The sequence below is a fragment of the Xanthomonas hydrangeae genome, from assembly GCF_032697525.1.
In the GTDB taxonomy this organism is placed as follows: Bacteria; Pseudomonadota; Gammaproteobacteria; order Xanthomonadales; family Xanthomonadaceae; genus Xanthomonas; species Xanthomonas hydrangeae.
On record NZ_CP103836.1, the window covers coordinates 1139380 to 1162390 of the forward strand.

The following is a 23011-nucleotide window of genomic DNA, read 5'->3' on the forward strand; positions in this document are numbered from 1 at the left end:
TCAATCCGCGCCGATAGGCCTGAATTGGCGCAACAACCTGCGACACCGCGCCGATCACCTTGCTGAATCCTGTCGTCTCCGTGCGAAGCCTGTCGGCCTACCGACACCATCGTCCGGTCCCGCCCGCCACTTCGGTCGTTTACCATGCCTTACGCCACTGCCCGTTCTGGAGATGCCATGAGTTCTGCCGCGCCCCCGTGCTGCACGTCGCTGCTTGGCCTGTCGCTGAGCATGTTCGTGGCGCCGTGCACACTGACCGCCGCGCCGATGGACACTCCGGTCGTCAACGCCCCGGCGGCCACGCCGGCCACGCCGCCCACGCCCGACCTGGCCTACCCGGAACTGTTCCAGGCGGTGCAGCGCGGCGAGCTGTTCGACGACCAGAAGCATTTCGTCGACTTTCTGCCGCTGCGCGACCCGGCACTGATCAACGCCGACTATCTGGCGCAGCACGAGCACCCCGGTTTCGACCTGCGCAAGTTCGTGGATGCCAATTTCGAAGAATCGCCGCCGGTGCAGACCGACGCGATCCGCCAGGACACCGCGCTGCGCGAACATATCGACGACCTGTGGCCCAAGCTGGTGCGCAGCCAGAACCACGTGCCGCCATACAGCAGCCTGCTGGCGCTGCCGCATCCGTACGTGGTGCCGGGCGGGCGCTTCCGCGAGGTGTATTACTGGGATTCCTACTTCACCATGCTCGGCCTGGTGAAGAGTGGGCAGACCACGCTCAGCCGCCAGATGCTGGACAACTTCGCCTACCTGATCGACACCTACGGGCACATCCCCAACGGCAATCGCAGCTACTACCTGAGCCGCTCGCAGCCGCCGTTCTTCTCCTACATGGTGGAACTGCAGGCCGGCGTGGAAGGCGAAGCGGTGTACCAGCGCTACCTGCCGCAGCTGCAGAAGGAATACGCCTACTGGATGCAGGGCAGCGATGACCTGCAGCCCGGCCAGGCCGCGCGCCACGTGGTGCGCCTGGCCGACGGCAGCCTGCTCAACCGCTATTGGGACGAGCGCGACACCCCGCGCCCGGAAGCCTGGCTGCACGACACCCGCACCGCCGCCGAAGCAAGCGACCGCCCGGCGGCCGAGGTCTACCGCGACCTGCGCGCCGGTGCAGAGAGCGGCTGGGACTACACCAGCCGCTGGCTGGCCGATGGGCAAAACCTGCGCACCATCCGTACCACCGCCATCATCCCGATCGATCTGAACAGCCTGCTGTACCACCTGGAGCGCACCCTGGCCCAGGCCTGCGCGCAGGCCGGTGCCGAGTGCACGCAGGACTACGCGGCGCTGGCACTGCAACGCAAGCAGGCCATCGATGCGCATCTGTGGAACGCGGCCGGCTATTACGCCGACTACGACTGGCAGACACGCAAGCTGAGCGACCAGATCACCGCCGCTGCGCTGTATCCGCTGTTTGCCGGTCTGTCGTCGGACGACCACGCCAAGCGCACCGCCAGCAGCGTGCGTGCGCGTCTGCTGCGTCCCGGCGGCCTGGCCACCACCGCAGTGAAGACCGGCCAGCAATGGGACGAGCCCAATGGCTGGACGCCGCTGCAATGGGTGGCGGTGGACGGCCTGCGCCGTTACGGCGAAGACGCGCTGGCACGCACCATCGGCGAGCGCTTTCTCACCCAGATACAGGCGCTGTTCGCGCGCGAACACAAGCTGGTCGAAAAATACGGTCTGGAAGCCGATGGAGCCGGCGGCGGCGGTGGCGAATACGCACTGCAGGACGGTTTCGGCTGGACCAACGGCGTCACCTTGATGCTGTTGAACCTATACCCGGACAAAGCGACCAAGGCGGCGCCGGCCAAACGCGCGCGCAAGCCCGAAGCAACGACGCGCTGAGCGTGCGCCAGTGCTGCCGGGCACTGCTCGGCAGCCGCCGGCTGCATCGCAGTTCTGACAGTCGGCAACGCTGGCAGATCACTGCGACAAGCATCGCTTGATCGTTGCGTCATTGCAGGCCGCAGCAGCGTGCTCCACTGATCGCCGCTACTGCACCACCGGCCACGCACTGCCATCGTAACTCAGCCGATTGATGCCCAGGCGCGCATCGCCGCGATCGTCGTAATAGTGGTAGACCAGAATGTCGCCATCGCCATCGCGAAACACCGATTGCCCGCCCGGGCCATGCATGCTGCCCAACCCGGACTGGATCACCGTACCGCCACCGTTGCGCATGTCCACACCGGCGCGATCCAGATACGGCCCGGTCACCGAGCGCGCACGCCCCACCGCGATCTTGTAGGTGCTGCTGGCGCCCTTGCAGCACGCATCGAACGACACGAACAGGTAGTACCAGCCATTGGCCTGCTGGATGAAAGGCGCCTCCACCGCACCCGGATACGGCCGGCTCGCCAGGCTGTAACGCGCCGTATTGCTGGACAGCTGCTTGCCGGTGCCGGGATCGAGTTGGATCAGCTTGATCCCCGACCAGAACGAACCGAACGCCAACCACCATTTGCCGCCACCATCCACCACCAGATTGCCGTCGATGGCGTTGTAGTCGTCGCTGCTCTTTGACGTGTAGACAATGCCTTGATCCTTCCATGATCCAGGCTTGCCGGTGCTGCTGCTGGCAAAGCCAATCGCCGAGGTGTTGGTGGCGAATTTGGACGCGGTGTAATACATCAGGTACTTGCCGCCGTGGAAGGACACATCCGGCGCCCACACCTGATTGTCTGCGTTGTAGCTGCGCACCCAACTCGGTGTGGTGCTGAAGATCGCGCCCGCATTGCTGAATTTCGTCCGGTCGGTACTGGTAACCACGCCGGTGGTGGCATAGATGTAGTAACGCCCATCGCCGAGCTTGAGCATCGAAGGATCGTGCACGATGGTGTCGCCGGTCACCACGCCCGGCCCCACTGCCGCTTGCGCGGGTGCGCCGTGCACGCCAATCACACTGGCGACGATGGCAAGCAGCGATGCGATCGCGCCATGGCACAGCGCCATTCCAGACCAGCCTCCTTCCACTCGATTGCCACGAACAACGCGCATCGGCCAACTCCTTGAACAACGTAAAGACGTTATCTGTAGGAGCAATCTAGCCCGGCAAGCAGTGTCGTGAATCCGACGCTGATCTCAGAAGCATTGCGCAGGCCGAGCGGTTGTTTTATTTGCGACGCGCCTTCGTGCCGATCGGCGCGCCATCCCTGCAGACGCAAGGCGGCTCGCACATCAGCACGCTTCGAAGACACCGGCCTGCCGCGTATCATGCGCACTCTTTCACGCTCCGGGATGGACCCATGGCCGTACGCACGCTCAACGAATTTCTCGCCCATTCCAAGGAAAAGGACGTCAGCCCCGATCCGTTCGAACTGGAAAACCCGCACCTGCTGGAAGTGCGCCTCAACGGCATGGTGTGGTCCAAGGCCGGCGCCATGGTCGCGCGCACCGGCAACGTCAAGTTCACCCGCGAAGGACTGCTGGAGCAGGGTCTGGGCAACCTGCTGAAAAAGGCTGTCAGCGGCGAAGGCATGCAGCTGATGAAGGCCGAAGGCCAGGGCCGGGTGTATCTGGCCGACCTCGGCAAGCTGGTGACCTTGCTGCGCTTGAATGGCGAGGCGATCTTCGTCAACGGCAACGATGTGCTGGCGTTCGAATCCGGCGTCGAGCACAAGATCACCATGATGCGCAAAGTGGCCGGCATGCTGTCGGGCGGCCTGTTCAACGTGCGCCTGAGCGGCCACGGCATCGTGGCGATCACCTCGCACTACGAGCCGCTGACCCTGCCGGTCACCGCCGCCAGCGGCCCGGTGTTCACCGACCCCAACGCCACCGTCGCCTGGTCGGGCACGCTGACCCCGGAGCTGGTGACCGACGTGTCGATCGGCACGCTGTTCGGCCGCGGCTCGGGCGAAAGCCTGCAGATGCGCTTCGCCGGCGAAGGCTGGGTGGTGGTGCAGCCGTACGAGGAAGCCAGCTTCCAGGCCAAGGGCTGATGCCCGTTGCCCAGCTGCGTGTTGCGTGGCTGGGCAATACGCGGCGATTCAACGCAACGACGCGCCGGCAACAACCTCACCTCGACACATCACACCCAACCGCGTCGACGGAACCACACCAGCGGCACCACCATGCTCAGCACGATCACGCCCAACGCCCAGTAATAGGCGTCGTGCCATTTGAGTTCGGGCATGTAGGCGAAGTTCATGCCCCAGATGCCGACCAGCACCGTGGGCGGGATGCCGACCACCGACGCCACTGCCATCACCTTCATCACGTTGTTCTGGTCCATGTTGATCATGCCCAGCACGCTGTCGAGCAGGAACTCGATGCGGTCGTCCATATGCTGCTGGAACTCGCTCAAGGTGGTCAGATCCTTGTGCAGCAATCCGATGCGTTTGGCCGCATCCTCGCCAAACCAGTCCGGCGCTTGGTCATCCAGGTAGGTGACCAGGCGCAGTAGTCCCTGCCCGGCATTGTGCAGCCCGCCCAGGCGCCGGCCCATGCCGCCCACCTGATGCAGCATGCGCTCCAGATCCTTGGTCTTGTGCGGCTCGTCGAACACCTGCCGGGTGGTGTCGGTGACCTCGGCTTCCAGCGATTCCAGCCGGTCTGCCAGGCGGCCCACCAGCTGGTCGAACATGCGCAGCAACAAATCGTCGGCGCTGTGGCAAGGCGCGTGTTCAAGCCGCGCGGCCACCGCCTCCAGCGAGCCCAAGTGCTGCTCGCGCAAGGTGACCAGCATGGTCGGCGACACCGCAAAGCCCAGCGGCGCGGTCGGGCCATCGTCGTCCTGAAAGCGCGGCACATTGAGAAACAGCACCTCGCCCTGGCGCCGCACCCGGCTGCTGAATTCGATCTCGCCGATCGCCGCGCGATCCGGCAGCGCAAACCCCACCTTGTCTGCAGCCTGCGCCAGCTCCTGTGCGCTGGGTTGGCACAGGTCGACCCAGGCACCTTGCATGTGCTGCGTTCCGGCAATCGGGTGTGTCGTGATCATGCGGCGGGCCGTGGCGATGGATGGCGGCGAGCATCCCGTTCCATCCGATCGGCGTCAACGTCGCGCGCAAAACGCGCTTAGCTGCCAGTGGCCTTTATCGCGGCGCCGTGCAGCCACAGACGCCAAAGCCCCGCAGTGCAAGGCCTTGGTGATGTCTTCGGTCGGTGAAGCGTGCGCTCAGCCTGTACGCGTCTGCTTCCGCTTTACCGCATAGCCGATCGCCAGCAGCAGGAACCACACCGGGCTGGCCAGCAGCGCCTGCCGCGTATCGGCCTGCAAGGTCAGCAGCACGATGACGAAGGCGAAGAACGCCAGACACACGTAGCACATCAACACCCCACCAGGCATCTTGAATGCCGAGGCCGCGTGCTGCTCAGGGCGCTTGCGCCGATACGCGATATAGGCGCACAGGATCAGCGACCACACGAACATGAAAAGCACCGCCGACAACGTGGTGACCAACGTAAACGCGGTGACCAGGTTGGGAATCAGATACACCAGCATCGCACCCAGCAACAGGCACACGCAGGAGAACAGCAGCCCACGCGCCGGCACCGCTGCACGCGAGAGCTTGGCGAAGCCCTTGGGCGCATGTTGCTCTTCGGCCAGGCCGTAGAGCATGCGGCTGGTGGAGAAGATGCCACTATTGGCCGAAGAGGTAGCCGAGGTCAGCACCACGAAGTTGATCAGGCTCGCCGCCGCAGGCACGCCGGCCAGCACGAACAACTCCACGAACGGGCTCTTGTCGGCCACCACCTGCCGCCACGGCGTCACCGCCATGATCGCGATCAGCGCCAGCACGTAGAAAATCAAAATGCGCACCGGGATCGAGTTGATCGCCTTGGGCAGGTTACGGCGCGGGTCTGCGGTTTCCGCAGCGGTGGTGCCCACCAGCTCGATACCGACGAAGGCGAACACCGCGATCTGGAACCCGGCAAAGAACCCGCCAATGCCCATCGGGAACATGCCGCCGTCGTTCCACAGGTTCAACAGCGAGGCCACATTGCCCGACGGCGAACGGAAGCCCCAGGCCACCAGCCCGGCGCCGGTGATGATCAACGCAGCGATGGCGACGATCTTGATCAGCGCAAACCAGAATTCCATCTCGCCGAACAACTTCACCGTCACCAGGTTCAAGCTCAGCAGCAACAGCACGCAGAGAATGGCGGGGATCCACGGCGCCAGGCCCGGAAACCAGAACTGTGCATAGGCGGCAATTGCGATGACATCGGCGATGGCGGTGATGATCCAGCAGAACCAGTACGTCCACCCGCAGAAGAACCCGGCCCACGGCCCGAGCAGATCGGTGGAGAAGTCGATGAACGACTTGTACTCCAGGTTGGACAGCAGCAGCTCGCCCATCGCACGCATCACAAAGAACAGCATCGCGCCGATGATCAGATAGACGAACAGGATCGACGGCCCAGCCAGACTGATGGTCTTGCCCGAGCCCATGAATAGCCCGGTGCCGATCGCGCCACCGATGGCGATCAGCTGCAGGTGACGATTGGAGAGACTGCGTTGCAGATGATCGGGCGCGGACGGGTCAGACATGAGGCACGGCACCGGCAAGTGAACAAGCCGTCAAAAATACGAGATCGCGGCAGCGCACACCAGCGGTTTGAACAGCAACGCCGGGTAGGCCGGCAAATACGCCTGCGCATGCCGAGCGGACAGCGCCATGCTGCGGTGCGCACAGTGCGCGCCGCGTGTTGCGCCATGCAGCCAGGGCCGCGCGTTGGCAGGGCATTCACTGTCGCGACCAAGATGGCAACCGTGCGGCATCTCGCACAAACAGCGATCCGCGTCCCAGCGCGCTCGTTGCGCTGGCTGCAGCACGCGCTCCTGCCCGCTTCCTTGACTGCGCGCACGGACCGCGCAGTGCGATTGCTGGTCTCCTGCGCGGGCCCAACCCTCAGGACACTCCCATGTACTCACGCTCCCATCTATTGCTGGCCATGACGTTGCTGGCCCCGGTCTCTGCATTGGCCGTGCAGGTCGATGCGCACGGGCAACTGATCGACGCGCGCGGTCAGGCGCTGCAACTGCGCGGCGTGACCTGGCCAGGCTTCGACCGCGCTGCGCTGGTTGCGGCGGGTCTGCGCAACAGCACGCTGCAACAGACGCTGGATCAGATGCAGGCAGCCGATATCAATGCGCTGCGCGTGCCGGTCTGCACGGCGACGCTGCAAGCCAAGCCCGTCGCTGCGGCCGATGTCGCAGACGACCCCGCACTGCGCGGCCTGAATGCGTTACAGCTGCTCGATGTGGTCGTGCGCGCCAGCACCCAACGCGGCATGCAGGTCCTGCTCGCATTTGCCGATGGCGGGTGCGATGACTCCGCACCGCAGCTGGGCGCGCAGCAGCAAGCCTGGACAGCCGGCTTGAGCACCCTCGCTACCCGCTACGGCACCACCAGCGGCGTGATCGGCATCGACTTGGGCAGCAGCGGTTACCGCAATGCCACCTGGGCCGGAAGCAGCGCAGACGCAGACTGGAATCGCATCGCTTCACGCGCGGCGACCACCGTCCTCAAACAGGCACCACGCTGGGTGGTGGGTGTGGAAGGCGTGGGCAACAACGCGCTCTGCAGCGACTCCGCGCGCAAGGCGCCCGGCAGCAATCTGCAGCCGCTTGCCTGCGTGCCATTGCGCATCCCGGCCAAGCAACTGGTGTTGATGCCCAAACTGGCGGGGCCGGATCGCGATGCGGCAGATGCCTTCGCAGCCGCCGACTTTCCACGTGGTCTGCCAGCGAGCTGGCAGCGCGACTTCGGCACGTTTGCCGCCGACCATGCGGTGCTGCCGGTCAGCATTGGCGGCGGCCTGGGCGATGGCGACCCGCGCGATCCCGCATGGCAACAGGCATTGAGCGACTATCTGGCAAGCACCGGCATGCGCAGTGCCTTTCTGGGCAGCTGGGAAATAGGCAATGCCAACAATGGCGGCCTGCTCGCCGGCGATGGCAGCCCACGCAGCGACAAGCTGCAGATCCTGCATCAAGCATGGGGCTTGGCGACAGCTACATCTTCCAGCGCATCCGCAAAAAGCGCGAACACCGCCAACGCGAGCAAGGCGACCACCTGGAACAGCACCTTCAGCGGCACAGCGACCTACACCGGCTCCGGCTACTCCGGCGGTGCAGTCCTGCTGGATCCAATCCCCAGCAACGCGTTCATCACCGCACTCAACCCGACCCAGATGAACTTCGGTGGGGTCAAGGCCGCACTTGCCGGCGCCTATCTGGAAGTGACCGGCCCCAAGGGCAAGACCGTCGTCTATGTCACCGACCTGTATCCGGACGGCGCATCCGGCGGCCTGGACTTATCACCGAATGCCTTTGCCGCAATCGGCGACATGGTGCAAGGACGCATCCCGATCAGCTGGAAGATCGTGCGCGCACCCATCACCGGCAACGTGCAATACCGCATCAAGGAAGGCAGCTCGCGCTGGTGGGCGGCGATCCAGGTGCGTGACCACGCCTACCCGGTGGTCAAGTTCGAAGTGAAGCAAGGCAGCACCTGGAAGAGCTTGCAGAAGATGGACTACAACCACTTCCTCGGTGAGCAACTGGGCAACCAACCGCTCTCCATCCGCATCACCGACATCCGCGGCCAGGCCATCCTCGATACCATTCCCGCCCTGCCAGAAGACGGCAACAAGCCGGTGTATTTCGAACCGGGCAACGTGCAGTTCCCCTGAGGTGTTGATCAATTCGCAAAACGCGGCCCAGCAACCAACACTTACTAGCCCCCAGCAAGCCCACCACCCACACGCCCCGGCAGTGCCTGATCGTCATCCTCTTCCAAATCGCCCACCTCCTCGCGCAAACCGCCTTGCTGCGGCGTCTGCTCTTCCAACGGACTTTCTTCTTCGTTGGTATCCGGATCGGGCGTGCCGTGCGCGGCAACGCCTGTGGTGAACGTGGTCATCGGGCGAGCAGTACGTGGATTGAGATGCATGGGCGACTCCGTTGCGTTCAGTGATGCGTCAACGCTAGGCCGCGCAACGCTAGTGCACCGTGAGCCTGAGCATCGCCGCGCTGACACGCTGTTGACGTGCGTTGGCTGAAAACGCGCCGAAACCAGCGGTGTAAGTCCATGGTTATCATGACGACTCATCTTCGAGGCCAAACCATGCGTCATCGCGCTCTGCTCGCATTCCTGCTGACCTGCGGCAGCGCGCATGCTGCCGAGCCTGCCTCACGTCTGGATGCAGTGCTGCAATCCGGCGTGCTGCGCGTGTGCACCACCGGCGACTATCGTCCTTATTCGTTGCTGCGCGCAGACGGGCACTTCGAAGGCAGCGACATCGCGCTGGCACAATCGCTTGGCGCCAGCCTGGGTGCACGCGTGCAATTCGTACGCACCAGCTGGCCGCACCTGCTGCCCGATCTACTCGCCGATCGTTGCGACATTGCAGTCGGCGGCATCTCGGTGACCTTGCAGCGGCAACGCCAGGCCGGCTTCAGCACGGTGCTGGACGTGGACGGCAAGATCCCCCTGGTGCGCTGCGCCGACCAGACGCGTTACCGCAGCATCGCGCAACTCAATCGACCCGAGGTGCGCGTGATCGAGCCGCCCGGCGGCACCAACGAAGCCTTCGCGCGGCGCGAATTGCCACATGCGACCCTGCGCCTGTTCGCCGACAACACCACCATCTTTCAGGAGCTGGTGGACCGGCGTGCCGACGTGATGATCACCGATGCCTCCGAGGCGCTGTACCAGCAGGCACGCCTGCCCGCGCTATGCGCCATCGCGCCGGAGCAACCGCTGCAATACGGCGAAAAGGCCTTTCTGCTGCCGCGCGACGACCACGCATGGAAGGCCTATATCGACCAATGGCTGCACATGAGCAAGGCCAGCGGCGAGTACGCGCGCATCGTCGAAACCTGGCGCGCACCGCGCCCGGAATCCACCAAGTCACCGTAACGCTCAGCTGGGAATAGGGAATAGGGAATAGGGAATCGCAACAGCATCACGCGCATCGCGACATGTCGAAACAGCGCTCTTCCGATTCCCCATTCCCGACTCCCCATTCCCGCGGCGCACCGCGCCGCCTTCAAACAATCTTGGTCCGTCGCCACCAACGCGACACCTGTTCTTCGCGTACCAGCGTGAACAAACCAGCGCCCAGAATCAACGCGATGCCCACCGCCATCGGCCAATCCAGGTGGTCGTGAAACAGCAGATAGCCGAACGCGATCGCCCACAACATCTGGCTGTATTGCGTGGGCGCCACCACGCTCACCGGCGCCATGCGCGTGGCGTACATCAGGCAGATCGCCGCCAGACCCGCAAGCAAGCCGTAGCCTGCCAACAGGTACCACTGGTACAGCGTGGGCCAGACGAAGGTCGGCAACATCATGATCCCGCCCATCACCAATGGGCCGATCACGCCGGCGCCATAGAGCGTCAAACGCTTCTCGCTATGGCCGGCCATGCGCAAAGTGATCACCGAGATCGCACCCACCAGGCCACAGACGATCGCCGCCACATGCCCGTGGGTGAGATGCCGAAAGCCGGGGCGCAACACGATCAACACGCCGATGAAGCCCACGATCACCGCCGACCAACGCCGCCAATGCACTTCTTCCTTGAGGAACACCACCGACAGCACGGTCACGAAAATCGGCATCAAGAAGATCAGCGCAAAGGCCTCGGCCATCGGCAAGGTGGTGAAGGCAATCACCGATGTCAGATTGCCGATCGCGCCGGTAAGCGCGCGCAGCAGCCACAGACTGGGCTGCCTGGCCATCACCAGCTCGCGCAGGCGGTCGTCGGGCTTCTTCAAGAACGGCACCGCCACCAGCATCAGCAACGCGCCGAGAAACAGCACTTCGTAGACCGGCAACGTGCCTTCGAGCAGCTTGACGAACGCATCGCTGATCGAATAGGCCGCATAGCAGGCGAACCCCAACAACACACCCTTCAGCATTGCCGACACTCCACGGTTGGCGCCGATCCGACGCGATGTCGGTGCGGGCAGTGCACAGTATGCGGTGCACCGTGCGTTGGAGGAATCGTTGCGCGCGGCCGGTTTTGCGCACTCCTGGGTTACTTGCAGACAACAGGATGCCGGCACGCTATGGGTCGGTTACGATGCCGATTCCTTCCTTAACACCGGCGCGCGCGCTACGCGTCCGAATCCAGACCCTGTCACCCGTGCCCCATTACTCCGGCCCACTACTCATCCTCTCTGACGCCCAAGCCCTGCTTGCCGCGCGCGGAAATGGTCTGACTCAATGGACCGGGTCGCTGGACCTGGGCCGCAGCACCGGCACTGCGCAGCTGGATGCGCAGACCTGGCAGTGGCGCGGCAGAGGCTACCCGTATCCCGGCAAGCTCAAGGAGCGCACGCTGTATTTCTGGGACGGCGACGACTTTGCGCCGATCTCGCGTTTCAACGGTGCGTTGATCAAGCTGGTGCCGACCGAATGGGGCGCGCCCACCTTCGAGATCGACGGCATCAAGATGTTGCCGTCGGCACAACTGTCGCCGTTCGACGATGCGCGCCGCAAGGTGGCGCTGGTGGATCCGCGCGGCAAGGTCGTGCTGGATACCTGCGGTGGCCTGGGCTATTTCGCCGCCTGCTGCCTGGAGGCCAACGTGGCGCAACTGCACTCGTTCGAAAAGAACGCCGACGTGCTGTGGCTGCGCACCCTCAATCCGTGGTCGCCGGATCCGGACGACGATGCCAGCGGTGGACGTCTGCAGCTGACACACGCCGATATCTCGCAGCACGTCACCACACTGGCCGACGGTTCGGTCGACGCCATTCTGCACGACCCGCCGCGCTTCGGCATCGCCGGCGAACTGTATTCGCAGGTGTTCTACGACCAGCTGGCGCGCGTGCTACGCCGCGGCGGGCGCATGTTCCATTACACCGGCGCGCCCAACAAATTCACCAGCGGGCGCGATGTTCCCAATGAAGTGAGCAAGCGTCTGAGCAAGGCTGGTTTCAGCACGCAACTCGCCCTGGATGGTGTGCTGGCGACGTTGCCTGCGCGGCGCTGAGTATCGTCTGCGCGATCAGGTCCAACCGCCCCCGCCATCATTGGGACACCTCAACGCGTGGGCCACGCAGACAGCGATAGCGGATGAATCTGCGATACTGCACCGCCCTCGACAAGGATGTTGCATGCGCCTCCATCTCACTGCCTTATGGTTGGCCCCACTCGTGCTGATGCTGTGCGCGCCAGCAGGTGCACAGACGCAATCGCAGGCACAGACACCGCCCGCGCAGCCCATGTCTGAAGTCACGCTCTCCAACCCAGTCACCACCGCCACACTGGCCGGGCGCACCATTCGCTTGGGCGAGCAAGATGGCAAATGCGCCGTGCTGCGCGACGACGAAGTGTTTCCGCTGGGCATCGGTGCGCCGTGCTATTTCAGCATCGCGCGCGACCGCAGCGCACAGGTACACCACTTCCAAGGTAGCGACATCGTACTGGTGCAGCATGCCCATCAAACGGCAAGCCCGGACTGGGACATCAAACTCTACGGGGCGATCTGCGCCTTCGAATCGCAGTCCGTGCGCGAGGTCGACGATGTACTGGAAGCCGGCATCGTCGCCAGCTCCTGGCATTGCGACCCGACACGCGGTGCCGACCAGAAAGAGTTCGTCTACAGCTACGACACCTGGCCGAAGCGCAACGCAGCCAAACCTTCGCGCAAGCGTGGGACACCGTGAAGTCTGTTCAAGACTCGCGCACAGCACTGCCAGGTGTGCGTAGCCGCTGATCTGCGGCCTGGCTGCAGGGCCCTTGCCCGCTCACCATCGCGGGACACGCCGCAAGTACATCCCTGTAGGCCCTTACGCGCATCCATGCCGCGTAAGGGCCCGCGACGGTGGGCGGGCGAGGACCCGTCGAGATGGTCGGTGGGCGTGGCCTGCCATCAGCGTCTGCCGCGACGCATGGCCTCGGCACGATCGCGCCGGTAATCCTTCCATGCGAGATACGCAAACACGCCCACCACCGCCAACAGGGCAATGGTCAACAGGCCGTCCCAGCCGATCGAGATCCAGTAGCGCTGCGGGTCGGTGTCGGCATAAAACGTCCTGGCCGGCCGACCACGAACGACGCTGACATAGCGCCCGCTGATCACCGCCTGCAACAACAACCAGAGTCGCCCGCAACAGGCCACCGCGATCACAAGGACCACCAGGCGGACAAGCCAGTCGACGATGCGGGAATTGGCAGGCACCGGCGTCGGTGGTGGCGGTGATTTGGGACGTTTTTTCAAGCAGGCCTCTCTGCAATCGTGCGACGCAGTTTACCGCTGGCGCTTTGCATCGGCGCCTGTCGGCGTGATCGCGCAGACAGGACGCGGCCTTCAACTGCAACACGACGCTATGCACGTGCAGCCCGATCGCAGCCGCTATAATCGCCGCGCAGCGCACTCGATCGAGTGACATGGAACGCTCCACGCTGCATTCGTCTCAAGGAAGATGGCCGGCAGCACTGCCACGCGGATTGTCTGGACGCTTCCTTGGATTTTTTGCTGTGACGCCATGCAACGGCGGCTACAGTCTTCCCTCAAGGATCTTTCGCTTTGAAGACGTTCACCACACTCCTGCTTGTCTCCCTCAGTCTGCTGCTTGCTGCCTGCGGCGGCGGCACCACCGGCGCTTCCAAGCTCTCCTCCAACGAGTACCTGTTGCACAATATCTCGGTCTGGAACGGCGCGGTGACCATCATCGACCCGTGGGTGTCCGGCGATCGCGGGCAGAGCCTGGTGAACGATGCGATCGCGCACAAGCCGCTGGACAGCTACAAGACCGCGCTGGGCAGCCAACGCAAGGCGCTTGCCGCCAATGCGCAGGCCAATGCCGCCGTGGCCTCGGGCGTGCCGGACAACGCCAAGGACCTGGACGGCAAGTTGTCGGCCTACCTCAAGAGCGCCGATGCGATGATGGCCGCGCTGGAGCGCTTTGCTGCACTGCCCAACGGCTACACCAATACCGAGCTGGCACCGCTGGCCAAGGACCTGGAAACCGTGTCGGCCCAGCTCAATGTCGATATCGAAGCCCTGAATGCCGCGCAGCGCGCATATTCCAAGGAGCACAAGGTGCCGATGCAGGAAGTCAGTCAGTAAGCACCACGGTATCGTCGGTGGCGCCTTGCGGACCGCGACACGTGGTCCGCAAGGCGCGATCGAGCCTTCTCGCTTCGCTTGACTCCACTGGTCACCTCACACGCGGGTGCACAACGCACTGCGATGAAAAACGTCATGCGGTTTAGAGTGGCATCGTTGCTCGATGCTGCAGCGCGACTGCAGACTCCAGCGATTTAAAAAGTGCGATCCGTAAACACGCGATCGACGCACGCACGCTCAGCACACCGCCCATTGATCGCGCCCTGCAGTCTTGGCTGCATACAACGCAAGATCGGCCTGGCTCAGCAGCACGTCCAGGCCGGTGGCGGCGGTGACACTGACCGCGCCCATGCAGAACCGCACCGGCTGGTCTGCCGGCAGGCCGGGAATCTGGATGGCGGCCACGGCGCTGCGCAGGCGCGCAAACACCGCAGGAATTTCTTCCGCGTTGCAGCCCGGCAATACCAGCAGGAATTCTTCGCCGCCCAGGCGGCCCAGGCGATCCTGCGTGCGCAAGGCCAGCTTCGAGGCGCTGGCGAGCGCCTTGAGCACCGCATCGCCGGTGGCGTGGCCGTGCACATCGTTGATCAGCTTGAAGTGATCCAGATCGATCAAGGCCAGCATGCATGGGATCTGCGAGCGCAACGCTTGCTCGATCTGCTGTTGCGCCTCGGAACGAATGGCGCGGCGATTGGGCAGGCCGGTGAGTTCGTCGCGCATCGCCAGCCGGGACAGCTGACGGCGATGGCGCGCACCGAAGGCCAGCACCACCAAGGCGCCCAGCAACAGCAGGCAGGCCGCACATAGGGCGATCCACAGCGTACGTTGGCCGGCTTCGCGCGCCTGCAAGGCCAGTTGCGCGGTCTCGCTGCGGCGGCGTAGCTCGGCGGTTTCGGCGCCACGGCGGGCATCTTCGTAGCGCGCCTGCAAGCGCAGCATCACGGTGTCGCGTTGGCGGTCCAGGCTTTGCGCGCGCAGCGTGTTGGCGCGTTGCAGTTCTTGATATGCCTCGGCATGGCGGCCTTCCGCTGCCAGCGCCTGGGCAATGGCATCGAGCAGTTGCGCACGCCGGCTCAAGGTCAGGTTCGGGTCATCCGCCGCCCTGGCCGCGACGATCTCGGCCCCCAGGCTGTCTGCCTTCAACACCGTCAATGCCTGCAGCAACACCGCATGACATGAGGCGATACGGCCAACATTGCCTTGTTTCTGCATCAGCGGCAGCGCCTCGCGCGCCATCGCCAATGCCGCATTCGCATCGCTGGTTTCGCTCAGGGCTTCGCTGGCGCTGGTCAATGCTGCGGCCACGCCGGCCTGATCGCCGAGCGCGCGGCTGAGCGCCAGAGCGCGCTTGAAATGCAGCAAGGCGGCCTCGGGTTGCTGCGCGGCCAGCGAAGTGCCGTATTCGTATTCGATCAAGCTGCGCTGGAAGCGTGCCGGCTGCCCGTGCAAGCGCGTCAAGGCATGCTGCAGATAATCTTCGGCTTCGCTGTCTTCTGCCATGCGCCCGCCGACACGGCTGGCCAGCGACCCCAGCTGAGTCAACGCGTCCAGCTCCAGGCTCAAGGTGTGCTCGCGCACCGCACACTGGTAGCTGGCCTGCGCCGCCTTCCATGCCTCATCGCTGCTGCTGGAGGCCAGCATGCTCCACATGTCGACCGCTTCCACTTCGCACAGCAGATCGTTGCGACCCAGTGCCCGCGCCCGCTGACGCAGGTCTTCCAGCCGCGTCACCATGCCGCGGTTGGGATTCTCGCGCACATCGCTCAGTGCCTGCACGGTATCCAGCCACAGCTGCGCCTGCGCGGCGTTGCCATGCAATTGCTCCAACACGGTACGCGCCTGGCTGAGCACCAGCTGGCGATGATCGTTGTCTTCCAGCGAGATCAGGATGCGCGCCTGGGCCAGCAAGGCCCAGAATTGCGCGTCGGCGTCGCCATTGCTGCGCGCCTGCTGCAAAAAGGTCTGGGCGGTCTGCAACGCGGCCTTGGGGTCGTCGATCGCGGCCGATTCGATCGCCTTCCACGGCTGCGGCTGCGCCCACACCACCGCGCTGCTCAGCAGTAATGCGATCCCCGCGAAGACCCGTTGCCAGCGTACCGCAAGGAGGCTCATCGGCGACTCATGACGGCGACAAGGCACAACGCGCCGGGACCGTGACCACGGCGTCACCTCCGACCCGAACCGGGCTTGCTGGTTGCTGTGGCATTTCAGGCACTCCCATGGGTGGACAGCGGTGGAATTGGGCGAGGTCGGCGTCTGCTTGAACGCGACATCGATGCAGCAACCGCTGCAATGATGACCGGCAGGCATGCCAGGCACCGTGATCGCGACGCTCCTGATCGAGCTCGTTATCGGCCTGATCGCACCTGGCTTGAATCGGAGCGACCGACGCAGCGAGCTGCCGGCATCCCGTGTGTGCCGCTGTGTGCCGGTCCCTGTCCGGCAGCGACGTAAACTGCCGCACGGCAGCCGCCGCCCGAGATCTGGAGACGCCGTGACATCCTGCTTGCCCCGCCTGCTCACGTTGCTTGCCGTCGCCTTGCTGGCGGCCTGCGCCACCCAGGCCCCGCGTGCGCCGCAGCGCACTCCGGACGCGGTCAAGGCCGATATCGCCCGGCGCCTGCCGGCCACACTCACCGATCGCGCCGGCTGGGCCAACGATGTGTACGTGGCACTGTCCTCGCAGGGGCTGGACACCAGCCCCGAGCACATCTGCGCGGTGCTGGCGGTGACCGAGCAGGAGTCGACCTATCAGGCCAATCCTGTCGTTCCCAACCTGGGCAAGATTTCACGCGCGGAGATCGACCGCCGCGCCAGTGCGCACCACATTCCCGGCTTCATGGTCGACGCCGCCCTGCGCATCGACTCCCCCGATGGCCGCAGCTATGCCACACGTATTGCCAGCGCGCGCACCGAGCAGGAGCTGAGCAAGATCTTCGAGGACTTCACCGGCAGCGTGCCGTTGGGCGCGCGCCTGTTCGACGGGCTCAATCCGGTGCACACCGCCGGGCCGATGCAGGTGAGCATCGCGTTTGCCGAGCAGCACGCCGAGCGCTATCCGTATCCACCGGGCGACTCGATTCGCCATGAAGTCTTCAGCCGTCGCGGCGGGCTGTGGTTCGGTACCAGACATCTGCTCGGGTATCCGGCCAGTTACGACGCACTGCTGTATCGCTTCGCCGACTTCAACGCCGGTTGGTACGCCAGCCGCAATGCCGCCTTCCAGGCCGCGCTGAGCAAGGCCAGCGGCATCGCGCTCGCACTGGACGGCGACCTGCTCACGCCCGGCGCCAGCCTGGAGGCACCCGGCGGCACCGAACGCGCCGCGCGCGCTCTGGGTAGCCAGCTGGCGATGAGCGACCGCCAACTCCGCCGGGCATTGGAAGCCGGCGATACGGCCGACTTTGAGGACACCGATCTGTATCGCCAGGTGTTCGCGCTGGCCGAGCGCAGCGCCGGCAAACCGTTGCCGCGCGCCATATTGCCGGGTATCACCCTGGAAAGCCCGAAGATCACCCGCACGCTCACCACCGCCTGGTTTGCGCAGCGGGTGAACGAGCGCTGGAAGCGGTGCATGGGCAGGTAGCCGCACCTGCCGCAGGGCGCGCGGCATCCAGCGCACCACGCCTGACACCTTCGTTCCGCGGCAAGGCACGACGTTTGGCAGGGTCGCATGCCCTGCCCGCACACGTAGCATGCGAGGTTGCACCGCCGTTGTCGGCGCGCGCCCTTTTGATGAGGTCCACATGCCCACACCGTTGCCGTTGCGCCACCTGCTCACCGTCCTGTTGTTCGCCCTGCTGCCTGTCGCCGCCAACGCGCAGGCGCCCAGCGTGACCGAGACCGACTACGCGCGTGCCGAACGCCTGATCTACTACGCCGCACAGCCCCTGGTCGATCATGCCGCCACGCGCGTCACCTGGCTGGATGCCACGCATGTGGTGTACGTCGACCACGACGCCAAGGGCGACCGCCTGCTGCAGCTGGACATCGCAACCGGCAAGAGCGCGCCGCTGTTCAAGCCCGCAGCGCTGGCCGCCTCGCTCAACACCCTGCTCAAGACCGGCGACAAACCGCTCAAGGCCGCCACGCTTGCGCCCAAGGTCAGCCTCAGCGCCGATGGCCGCTACCGCTTCAGCCTGCGCGACACCGCGGTGCTGTGCGATGCGCGTGCGCGCTGCAGCAAGCTCTATGCGAAGGACAAGGCAGAGCCGGGCGTGCTGTCGCCGGACAAGACCCGCGAAGCGTTCATCCGCAACTGGAACCTGTGGGTGCGCGAGCTGGCTACCGGCAAGGAGACCCAGCTGACCCGCGACGGCGTGGAAAACTTCGGCTACGCCACCGACAACGCCGGCTGGCAGCACAGCGACAACGCCATCGTTGCGTGGTCGCCGGACTCGCGCAAGATCGCCACCTTCCAGCAGGACCAGCGCAAGACCGGCGACATGTACCTGGTCAGCACCAAGCTCGGGCATCCGGAACTGCAGTCCTGGAAATACCCGATGGCCGGCGACAAGGACGTGACCATGATCGAGCGCGTCATCATCGACGTGCCCAGCGCCAGCGTGGTGCGGCTGAAGATGCCCGCCGACCAGCACCGCTCCACGCTGTGCGACGACGTGAGCTGCTCGCCGGGCCTGTGGGACGATGTGAAATGGGCGCCGGACAGCAAGACCCTGGCGTTCGCCTCGACCTCGCGCTTCCACAAGCAGGTCTGGCTGCGCATCGCCGATGCCGGCACCGGCGCCGTGCGCACCGCCTTCGACGAAACCGCCAAGACCTATTACGAAAGCGGCCAGGTCGCCGCCAACTGGGCCTACCTGCCCGGCAGCAACGAGGCGGTGTGGTTCTCCGAACGCAGCGACTGGGGCCAGCTGTACCTGTACGACCTGGCCACCGGCAAACCCAGGCGCGCCATCACCAGCGGCGAAGGCAACGTCACCGAACTGCTGCGCGTGGATCCGGTGACGCGCACTGCGTGGTTTGTCGGCGTGGGCCGCACGCCGGGCGTGGACCCGTATTACCAGCAGCTGTGGAAGGTGAGCCTGGACGGCGGCGAGCCGGTGCTGCTCACGCCCGAGGTCGCCGACCACAGCATCGCGCTGGCGCCCGATGGCAAGCGCTTCGTCGACACCTATTCCACCTCGGTCACGTCGCCGGTGAGCGTGCTGCGCGATGCCGCCGACGGGCGCACGCTCAGCACCATCGCCACCGCCGACATCAGCCGCCTCAAGGCCGCCGGCTGGGTGCCGCCGGAACCGATCACGGTCAAGGCGCGCGACGGCAAGACCACGCTGTATGGCCTGATGTTCAAGCCGACAAACTTCGATCCCGCGCGTAAGTACCCGGTGATCGACTACGTCTACCCCGGCCCGCAGACCGGCTCGGTGCGCGGCCGCAGCTTCCTGGCCGGCCACGGCGACAATCAATCGTTGGCCGAGCTGGGCTTCATCGTGATCGCCATCGACGGCATGGGCACGCCGTGGCGCTCCAAGACCTTCCACGACACCTGGTACGCCAACATGGGCGACAACACCTTGCCCGACCAGGTGGCCGCAGTGAAGGAACTCGGCCAGCGCTACCCGTGGTTCGACACCAGCCGCGTGGGCATCTGGGGCCATTCCGGCGGCGGCAACGCCTCCACCGCCGCGATGCTGCGCTACCCGGAGCTGTTCAAGGTGGCCTGGTCGGAAAGCGGCAATCACGACAACCGCGGCTACGAGGACGACTGGGCCGAGAAGTATCACGGCGAACACATCGTCAACAAGGATGGCACGTCCAACTACGACGACCAGGCCAACGCCACCCACGCCAGCAAGCTCAAGGGCCGGCTGATGCTGGTGCACGGCACGCTGGACGACAACGTGTCGCCGCATCTCACGTTGCTGGTCGCCGATGCGCTGATCAAGGCCAACAAGGACTTCGACATGCTGATGCTGCCCAACGCCAAACACGGCTACGGCGAGCTCACCCCCTACGTCGCCCGCCGCCGCTGGGACTACTTCGTGCAGCACCTGCTCGGCGCCACCCCACCGGCGCAGTATCAAATGAAGCCGATGCCGGAGAAGTAAGCGACGCTGCAAGCGGCATCGTCGGCCATCGACGGTGCCGCGCTATCGCGCAGTTGAACCGGGAGTGCAGAGAAAGCGGCGGCGCAGGCAGCCTGCGCCGTCGTACAGCATCGGTCCTGGGCAACACCAGACCTCCAAGAACCGTAGGAGCGGACCCGGCCGCGACGCCTTACCCGCGCACGCAAACGCCGCAACATCGCATCGCAAAAGATGCAGGCGCGCACACCGCAGTTGACGCATCAAGCTGCATGCATCATCACTGCAGGCACGCTCGATCACGCGTTCCATCAGGCAACACCCGATGAAACCTACCCCCCTTACTTCGCGGTCCCGCCACCCAGCTGCTTGCTCAAGAACGCCAGCAAGCGCGTGTAGTACTCGCGTCGATGCGCCTCGGTGTAGAAGCCGTGGCCCTCGTTGGAGAAGTACAGCGACTCCACCGGTACGCCGACCCCCTTCAAGGCGCGCTCCATGGCCTTGGTATGTTCGATCGGCGCGCGCTCGTCCTTGCCGCCGGCCGCCAGAAACACCGGCACCTTGATCTGCCGTGCCAGCGTCACCGGCGAGCGCGCGGCCAGGGTGTCGCGTGCGCCCAGCCAATCGACCGTCCAGTTCCTGGCCCAGCGCGCGGAGCGCCCGGTATCGCGCGCCATCATGTCCAGATCGTAGACACCCACATAGCCGGCCGCGCAGCGATACAGCGCCGGCTCCTTGGCCACGCCCATCAGCGCCGCATACCCGCCGTAGCTGGCGCCATAGATGCAGATGCGCGATGCGTCGGCAATGCCTTCGCCGATGGCCCAGCGGGTGGCATCGGTGACATCGTCCTGCATGCGTCCGCCCCACTCTTTGGCACCGGCCTGGGTGAACGCGTAGCCATAGTTGGCCGAGCCACGGTAGTTGACGCGCAGCACCGCGTAACCGGCTGCCGCCAGCAGCTGGGTGTCGTCATCGAATTCCCACTTGTCGAAGATCCCGAACGGACCACCATGCGGCATCACGATCAACGGTCGCGGCGTGCCGGCTTGCACATGCAATGGCTGGGTGAGATATCCATGCAGCAACAGGCCATCGCGCGCGTTGAAGCTCACCTGCCTGGTCGCCGGCACGCCATCGGGCGCAAACCATTCGCGGCGACTGAACACCCGGTCGGCCTTCTTGCTGACCGTGTCGAACAGGTAATAGTCACCGTTGTTGCGATCGCTCCACACGTACACCAGCACCAGGCGGCGGTCGCTGGTGGCCGAGGTGATGTAAACCGCGTTGCCGTCGAAGGCTTTTTCCAGGCTGCGGTACAGCCTGGCGGTGGGCGTTGTTTCGTCGAAGAAACGATTGCGCACGCGATCGCTCATGTACGACGCACCGATCGGCGTGGTGCCATCCAGATCGCGCAGGATGTGGTACGGGTCCACGGTATCGTCGTGCAGGAGCGGTGTCGTCTTGCTGGTTGCCGGGTCCCACGCCACCAGCACATCGGTGCCGGCGGCCTGCTCCACCTGCAGGTAGGCGCGGTTGCCATCGGCGGAAAACCCCAGCGGAAACTGGCGCTGTTTGCTGGTGGCGGCATCGTTGATCAGCCGCCACGGCGCATCGTCGCTGTCGCGGTAATACAGCTTGCTGACGTTGCTGATGTCCAGACCGTTGGCAAAGCGAATATGCCCCTGCTGGTCGGTCACAAACCCCGCCCGGCGTACCGGCGAGGTAGCCACGGTCGTGCGCCGGCCGGTCTGGATGTCCAGCTTGTCGATGCGGACGTTGGGATCGCCCACGAACGGAACCGCCGACACCAGGATGTTGCGCGCGTCGCCTGGCAAGGTATCCAGCATGTGGGTGGCCGGGTCCAGTTCCATCTTCAACTGCGCGCCGTTGATGTCCGGATTGGTGCCGTACGGACTGGCCAGCAGGCGGCCGTTCTTGCCGTTGGCGTCAATGGCATGCAGCTGGCCGATCGCCACCGGCTCGTCGCGCGAGCCCAGCCGCTGCGCCATCGACACCACGATGCGCTCATCGCTGGCCCACCAGAAATCGTCCACCACGCTGTTGACGCCGCCGGTGACCTTGGCCGTGGCCACCTTGTCCTGCCGCCGCACGATGCCCAACACGGTGCGATCTTCCAGCGGCATGGTCAGTGCGAAGTACGCACCGGACGGCGAGATCTTGATCCGCTCGAACTGGTCGCTCTTGAGATACGGCGCCAGATCCACGGTTTCCGGCGCGCTCTGCGCGTATCCCGGGCTCGCCACTCCCCACGCCAGCACACTCAGCACGCCCATCATCCAGTCACGCATATCGCCCCTACGATCTGTCCTTGAGAGGCGCATGGTGGCAAACGAGCGCTGCCGCGTCCATGCCCCCATCATCGCAATCGGCGATGGGGCATGCCTGCGATTGGCTGGCGTGATGCGCTCGACCCTGCTGCGGCCGATGCGCATGCACCACCTCAACCTACGGACGGCGGCCGCTGGCCAAGCAAACCGATGCGCCGGAACCATAGTTCCAGCGGCACCGTGACCAGCGGCGGCAGCGCGGCCAGCAGGCTCAGCGCCCACGCCCACCACGGCCAGCGTAGCCGCAACGCGGCAAGCACGCTGACCGCCACATAGAACAGGAAGGCCGCGCCATGCAGGCGCCCGAACAGCCACACCACCAGCTCGGTGGTATGGGTGCCGTACTTGAGCAACATGCCGAGCAACAGTCCGGCCCAGGTCAGCCCCTCGAAAAACGCAGCCACGGCAAACAGCCGACCCATCGGCGACAACGCAGAAGAAACACGCATGCAAGACTCCAGACGGACAAGGATTGCCGCGACGCGATGGCGGCGGCGACGCCCGCTGGCAGCTGCATTCTACAGAGCGATCAACGCATCGGCAGCGCGCCGCCGTTCTT

Annotated in this window: 18 protein-coding genes; 9 read left to right on the plus strand and 9 right to left on the minus strand. The window is 65.0% G+C overall.

Going from position 1 to position 23011, the window contains the following annotated elements; genetic code table 11:
* Nucleotides 1-177: 177 nt before the first annotated feature.
* Entirely contained in the window at nucleotides 178-1860 is a 1683-nt protein-coding gene (gene treA, locus NYR97_RS04560) for an alpha,alpha-trehalase TreA (RefSeq protein ID WP_316696865.1), read from the plus strand.
* Nucleotides 1861-2007: 147 nt separating this feature from the next.
* On the opposite strand, the gene NYR97_RS04565 is transcribed toward treA, so the two are convergent.
* Entirely contained in the window at nucleotides 2008-2967 is a 960-nt protein-coding gene (locus NYR97_RS04565; protein ID WP_316696866.1) for an arabinan endo-1,5-alpha-L-arabinosidase, read from the minus strand.
* 293 nt (nucleotides 2968-3260) lie between these two features.
* Between NYR97_RS04565 and NYR97_RS04570 the strand changes: the two genes are divergently transcribed.
* Nucleotides 3261-3956 carry an AIM24 family protein gene (locus NYR97_RS04570; protein WP_023905222.1) on the plus strand — a complete coding sequence of 232 codons (696 nt, stop codon included), beginning with the start codon at nucleotides 3261-3263 and terminating at the stop codon, nucleotides 3954-3956.
* A gap of 89 nt (nucleotides 3957-4045) precedes the next feature.
* Here the strand turns inward: NYR97_RS04570 and NYR97_RS04575 are convergent, their stop codons facing one another.
* Together NYR97_RS04575 and cycA are read right to left on the minus strand one after the other, a co-directional pair.
* On the minus strand, nucleotides 4046-4957 hold the full coding sequence (locus tag NYR97_RS04575; RefSeq protein WP_316696867.1) for a CorA family divalent cation transporter: 912 nt from the start codon (nucleotides 4955-4957) through the stop codon (nucleotides 4046-4048).
* 177 nt (nucleotides 4958-5134) lie between these two features.
* The gene (cycA, locus tag NYR97_RS04580) at nucleotides 5135-6511 is read right to left on the minus strand and encodes a D-serine/D-alanine/glycine transporter (RefSeq protein ID WP_316696868.1); all 1377 of its coding nucleotides are present in this window, start codon (nucleotides 6509-6511) and stop codon (nucleotides 5135-5137) included.
* 374 nt (nucleotides 6512-6885) lie between these two features.
* Between cycA and NYR97_RS04585 the strand changes: the two genes are divergently transcribed.
* Nucleotides 6886-8658: an expansin EXLX1 family cellulose-binding protein gene (locus NYR97_RS04585; protein ID WP_316696869.1), complete on the plus strand. Its 1773-nt coding sequence runs from the start codon at nucleotides 6886-6888 to the stop codon at nucleotides 8656-8658.
* A gap of 44 nt (nucleotides 8659-8702) precedes the next feature.
* On the opposite strand, the gene NYR97_RS04590 is transcribed toward NYR97_RS04585, so the two are convergent.
* A complete protein-coding gene (locus NYR97_RS04590; RefSeq protein WP_316696870.1) occupies nucleotides 8703-8918 on the minus strand; it encodes a hypothetical protein in 216 nt (71 codons plus the stop codon).
* Nucleotides 8919-9092: 174 nt separating this feature from the next.
* Here NYR97_RS04590 and NYR97_RS04595 point away from each other — a divergent pair, with 174 nt between their 5' ends.
* Nucleotides 9093-9887, plus strand: coding sequence for a transporter substrate-binding domain-containing protein (locus NYR97_RS04595; protein ID WP_316696871.1), 795 nt, complete (start codon nucleotides 9093-9095; stop codon nucleotides 9885-9887).
* Nucleotides 9888-10017: 130 nt separating this feature from the next.
* Here NYR97_RS04595 and NYR97_RS04600 read toward each other — a convergent pair whose 3' ends face one another.
* Complete coding sequence (locus NYR97_RS04600) at nucleotides 10018-10893, minus strand: DMT family transporter (RefSeq protein WP_210762880.1); 876 nt, start codon at nucleotides 10891-10893, stop codon at nucleotides 10018-10020.
* 164 nt (nucleotides 10894-11057) lie between these two features.
* On the opposite strand from NYR97_RS04600, the gene NYR97_RS04605 reads away from it, so the two are divergent.
* Both NYR97_RS04605 and NYR97_RS04610 read left to right on the plus strand, forming a co-directional pair.
* Nucleotides 11058-11972, plus strand: coding sequence for a class I SAM-dependent methyltransferase (locus NYR97_RS04605; protein ID WP_425613034.1), 915 nt, complete (start codon nucleotides 11058-11060; stop codon nucleotides 11970-11972).
* A 124-nt stretch (nucleotides 11973-12096) separates the two neighbouring features.
* On the plus strand, nucleotides 12097-12648 hold the full coding sequence (locus NYR97_RS04610) for a hypothetical protein (protein WP_316696873.1): 552 nt from the start codon (nucleotides 12097-12099) through the stop codon (nucleotides 12646-12648).
* 206 nt (nucleotides 12649-12854) lie between these two features.
* On the opposite strand, the gene NYR97_RS04615 is transcribed toward NYR97_RS04610, so the two are convergent.
* Nucleotides 12855-13202, minus strand: coding sequence for a hypothetical protein (locus NYR97_RS04615; protein ID WP_316696874.1), 348 nt, complete (start codon nucleotides 13200-13202; stop codon nucleotides 12855-12857).
* Between the two features lie 309 nt (nucleotides 13203-13511).
* On the opposite strand from NYR97_RS04615, the gene NYR97_RS04620 reads away from it, so the two are divergent.
* A complete protein-coding gene (locus tag NYR97_RS04620; RefSeq protein ID WP_316696875.1) occupies nucleotides 13512-14054 on the plus strand; it encodes a hypothetical protein in 543 nt (180 codons plus the stop codon).
* A 237-nt stretch (nucleotides 14055-14291) separates the two neighbouring features.
* Here NYR97_RS04620 and NYR97_RS04625 read toward each other — a convergent pair whose 3' ends face one another.
* The gene (locus tag NYR97_RS04625) at nucleotides 14292-16166 is read right to left on the minus strand and encodes a GGDEF domain-containing protein (protein ID WP_316696876.1); all 1875 of its coding nucleotides are present in this window, start codon (nucleotides 16164-16166) and stop codon (nucleotides 14292-14294) included.
* Between the two features lie 382 nt (nucleotides 16167-16548).
* On the opposite strand from NYR97_RS04625, the gene NYR97_RS04630 reads away from it, so the two are divergent.
* Entirely contained in the window at nucleotides 16549-17640 is a 1092-nt protein-coding gene (locus NYR97_RS04630) for a DUF1615 domain-containing protein (RefSeq protein ID WP_210762878.1), read from the plus strand.
* Between the two features lie 160 nt (nucleotides 17641-17800).
* Nucleotides 17801-20125, plus strand: a complete 2325-nt coding sequence (locus NYR97_RS04635) for a S9 family peptidase (RefSeq protein WP_316696877.1) — start codon at nucleotides 17801-17803, stop codon at nucleotides 20123-20125.
* A gap of 317 nt (nucleotides 20126-20442) precedes the next feature.
* On the opposite strand, the gene NYR97_RS04640 is transcribed toward NYR97_RS04635, so the two are convergent.
* Together NYR97_RS04640 and NYR97_RS04645 are read right to left on the minus strand one after the other, a co-directional pair.
* The gene (locus NYR97_RS04640; RefSeq protein ID WP_425613035.1) at nucleotides 20443-22413 is read right to left on the minus strand and encodes an alpha/beta hydrolase family protein; all 1971 of its coding nucleotides are present in this window, start codon (nucleotides 22411-22413) and stop codon (nucleotides 20443-20445) included.
* Between the two features lie 152 nt (nucleotides 22414-22565).
* Nucleotides 22566-22901, minus strand: coding sequence for a DUF3817 domain-containing protein (locus tag NYR97_RS04645; RefSeq protein ID WP_316696878.1), 336 nt, complete (start codon nucleotides 22899-22901; stop codon nucleotides 22566-22568).
* Nucleotides 22902-23011: the final 110 nt, after the last annotated feature.

Excerpts from the sequence above, each read along its gene's own strand:
- NYR97_RS04605 (WP_425613034.1), top strand. The coding sequence starts at position 11,058 with ATGCCGATTCCTTCCTTAACACCGGCGCGCGCGCTACGCGTCCGAATC.
- NYR97_RS04575 (WP_316696867.1), bottom strand. The coding sequence starts at position 4,957 with ATGATCACGACACACCCGATTGCCGGAACGCAGCACATGCAAGGTGCC.
- NYR97_RS04590 (WP_316696870.1), bottom strand. The coding sequence starts at position 8,918 with ATGCATCTCAATCCACGTACTGCTCGCCCGATGACCACGTTCACCACA.
- NYR97_RS04625 (WP_316696876.1), bottom strand. The coding sequence starts at position 16,166 with ATGAGCCTCCTTGCGGTACGCTGGCAACGGGTCTTCGCGGGGATCGCA.
- NYR97_RS04585 (WP_316696869.1), top strand. The coding sequence starts at position 6,886 with ATGTACTCACGCTCCCATCTATTGCTGGCCATGACGTTGCTGGCCCCG.
- NYR97_RS04610 (WP_316696873.1), top strand. The coding sequence starts at position 12,097 with ATGCGCCTCCATCTCACTGCCTTATGGTTGGCCCCACTCGTGCTGATG.
- cycA (WP_316696868.1), bottom strand. The coding sequence starts at position 6,511 with ATGTCTGACCCGTCCGCGCCCGATCATCTGCAACGCAGTCTCTCCAAT.
- NYR97_RS04640 (WP_425613035.1), bottom strand. The coding sequence starts at position 22,413 with ATGCGTGACTGGATGATGGGCGTGCTGAGTGTGCTGGCGTGGGGAGTG.
- NYR97_RS04645 (WP_316696878.1), bottom strand. The coding sequence starts at position 22,901 with ATGCGTGTTTCTTCTGCGTTGTCGCCGATGGGTCGGCTGTTTGCCGTG.
- NYR97_RS04595 (WP_316696871.1), top strand. The coding sequence starts at position 9,093 with ATGCGTCATCGCGCTCTGCTCGCATTCCTGCTGACCTGCGGCAGCGCG.
- NYR97_RS04565 (WP_316696866.1), bottom strand. The coding sequence starts at position 2,967 with ATGGCGCTGTGCCATGGCGCGATCGCATCGCTGCTTGCCATCGTCGCC.
- NYR97_RS04600 (WP_210762880.1), bottom strand. The coding sequence starts at position 10,893 with ATGCTGAAGGGTGTGTTGTTGGGGTTCGCCTGCTATGCGGCCTATTCG.
- NYR97_RS04570 (WP_023905222.1), top strand. The coding sequence starts at position 3,261 with ATGGCCGTACGCACGCTCAACGAATTTCTCGCCCATTCCAAGGAAAAG.
- treA (WP_316696865.1), top strand. The coding sequence starts at position 178 with ATGAGTTCTGCCGCGCCCCCGTGCTGCACGTCGCTGCTTGGCCTGTCG.
- NYR97_RS04635 (WP_316696877.1), top strand. The coding sequence starts at position 17,801 with ATGCCCACACCGTTGCCGTTGCGCCACCTGCTCACCGTCCTGTTGTTC.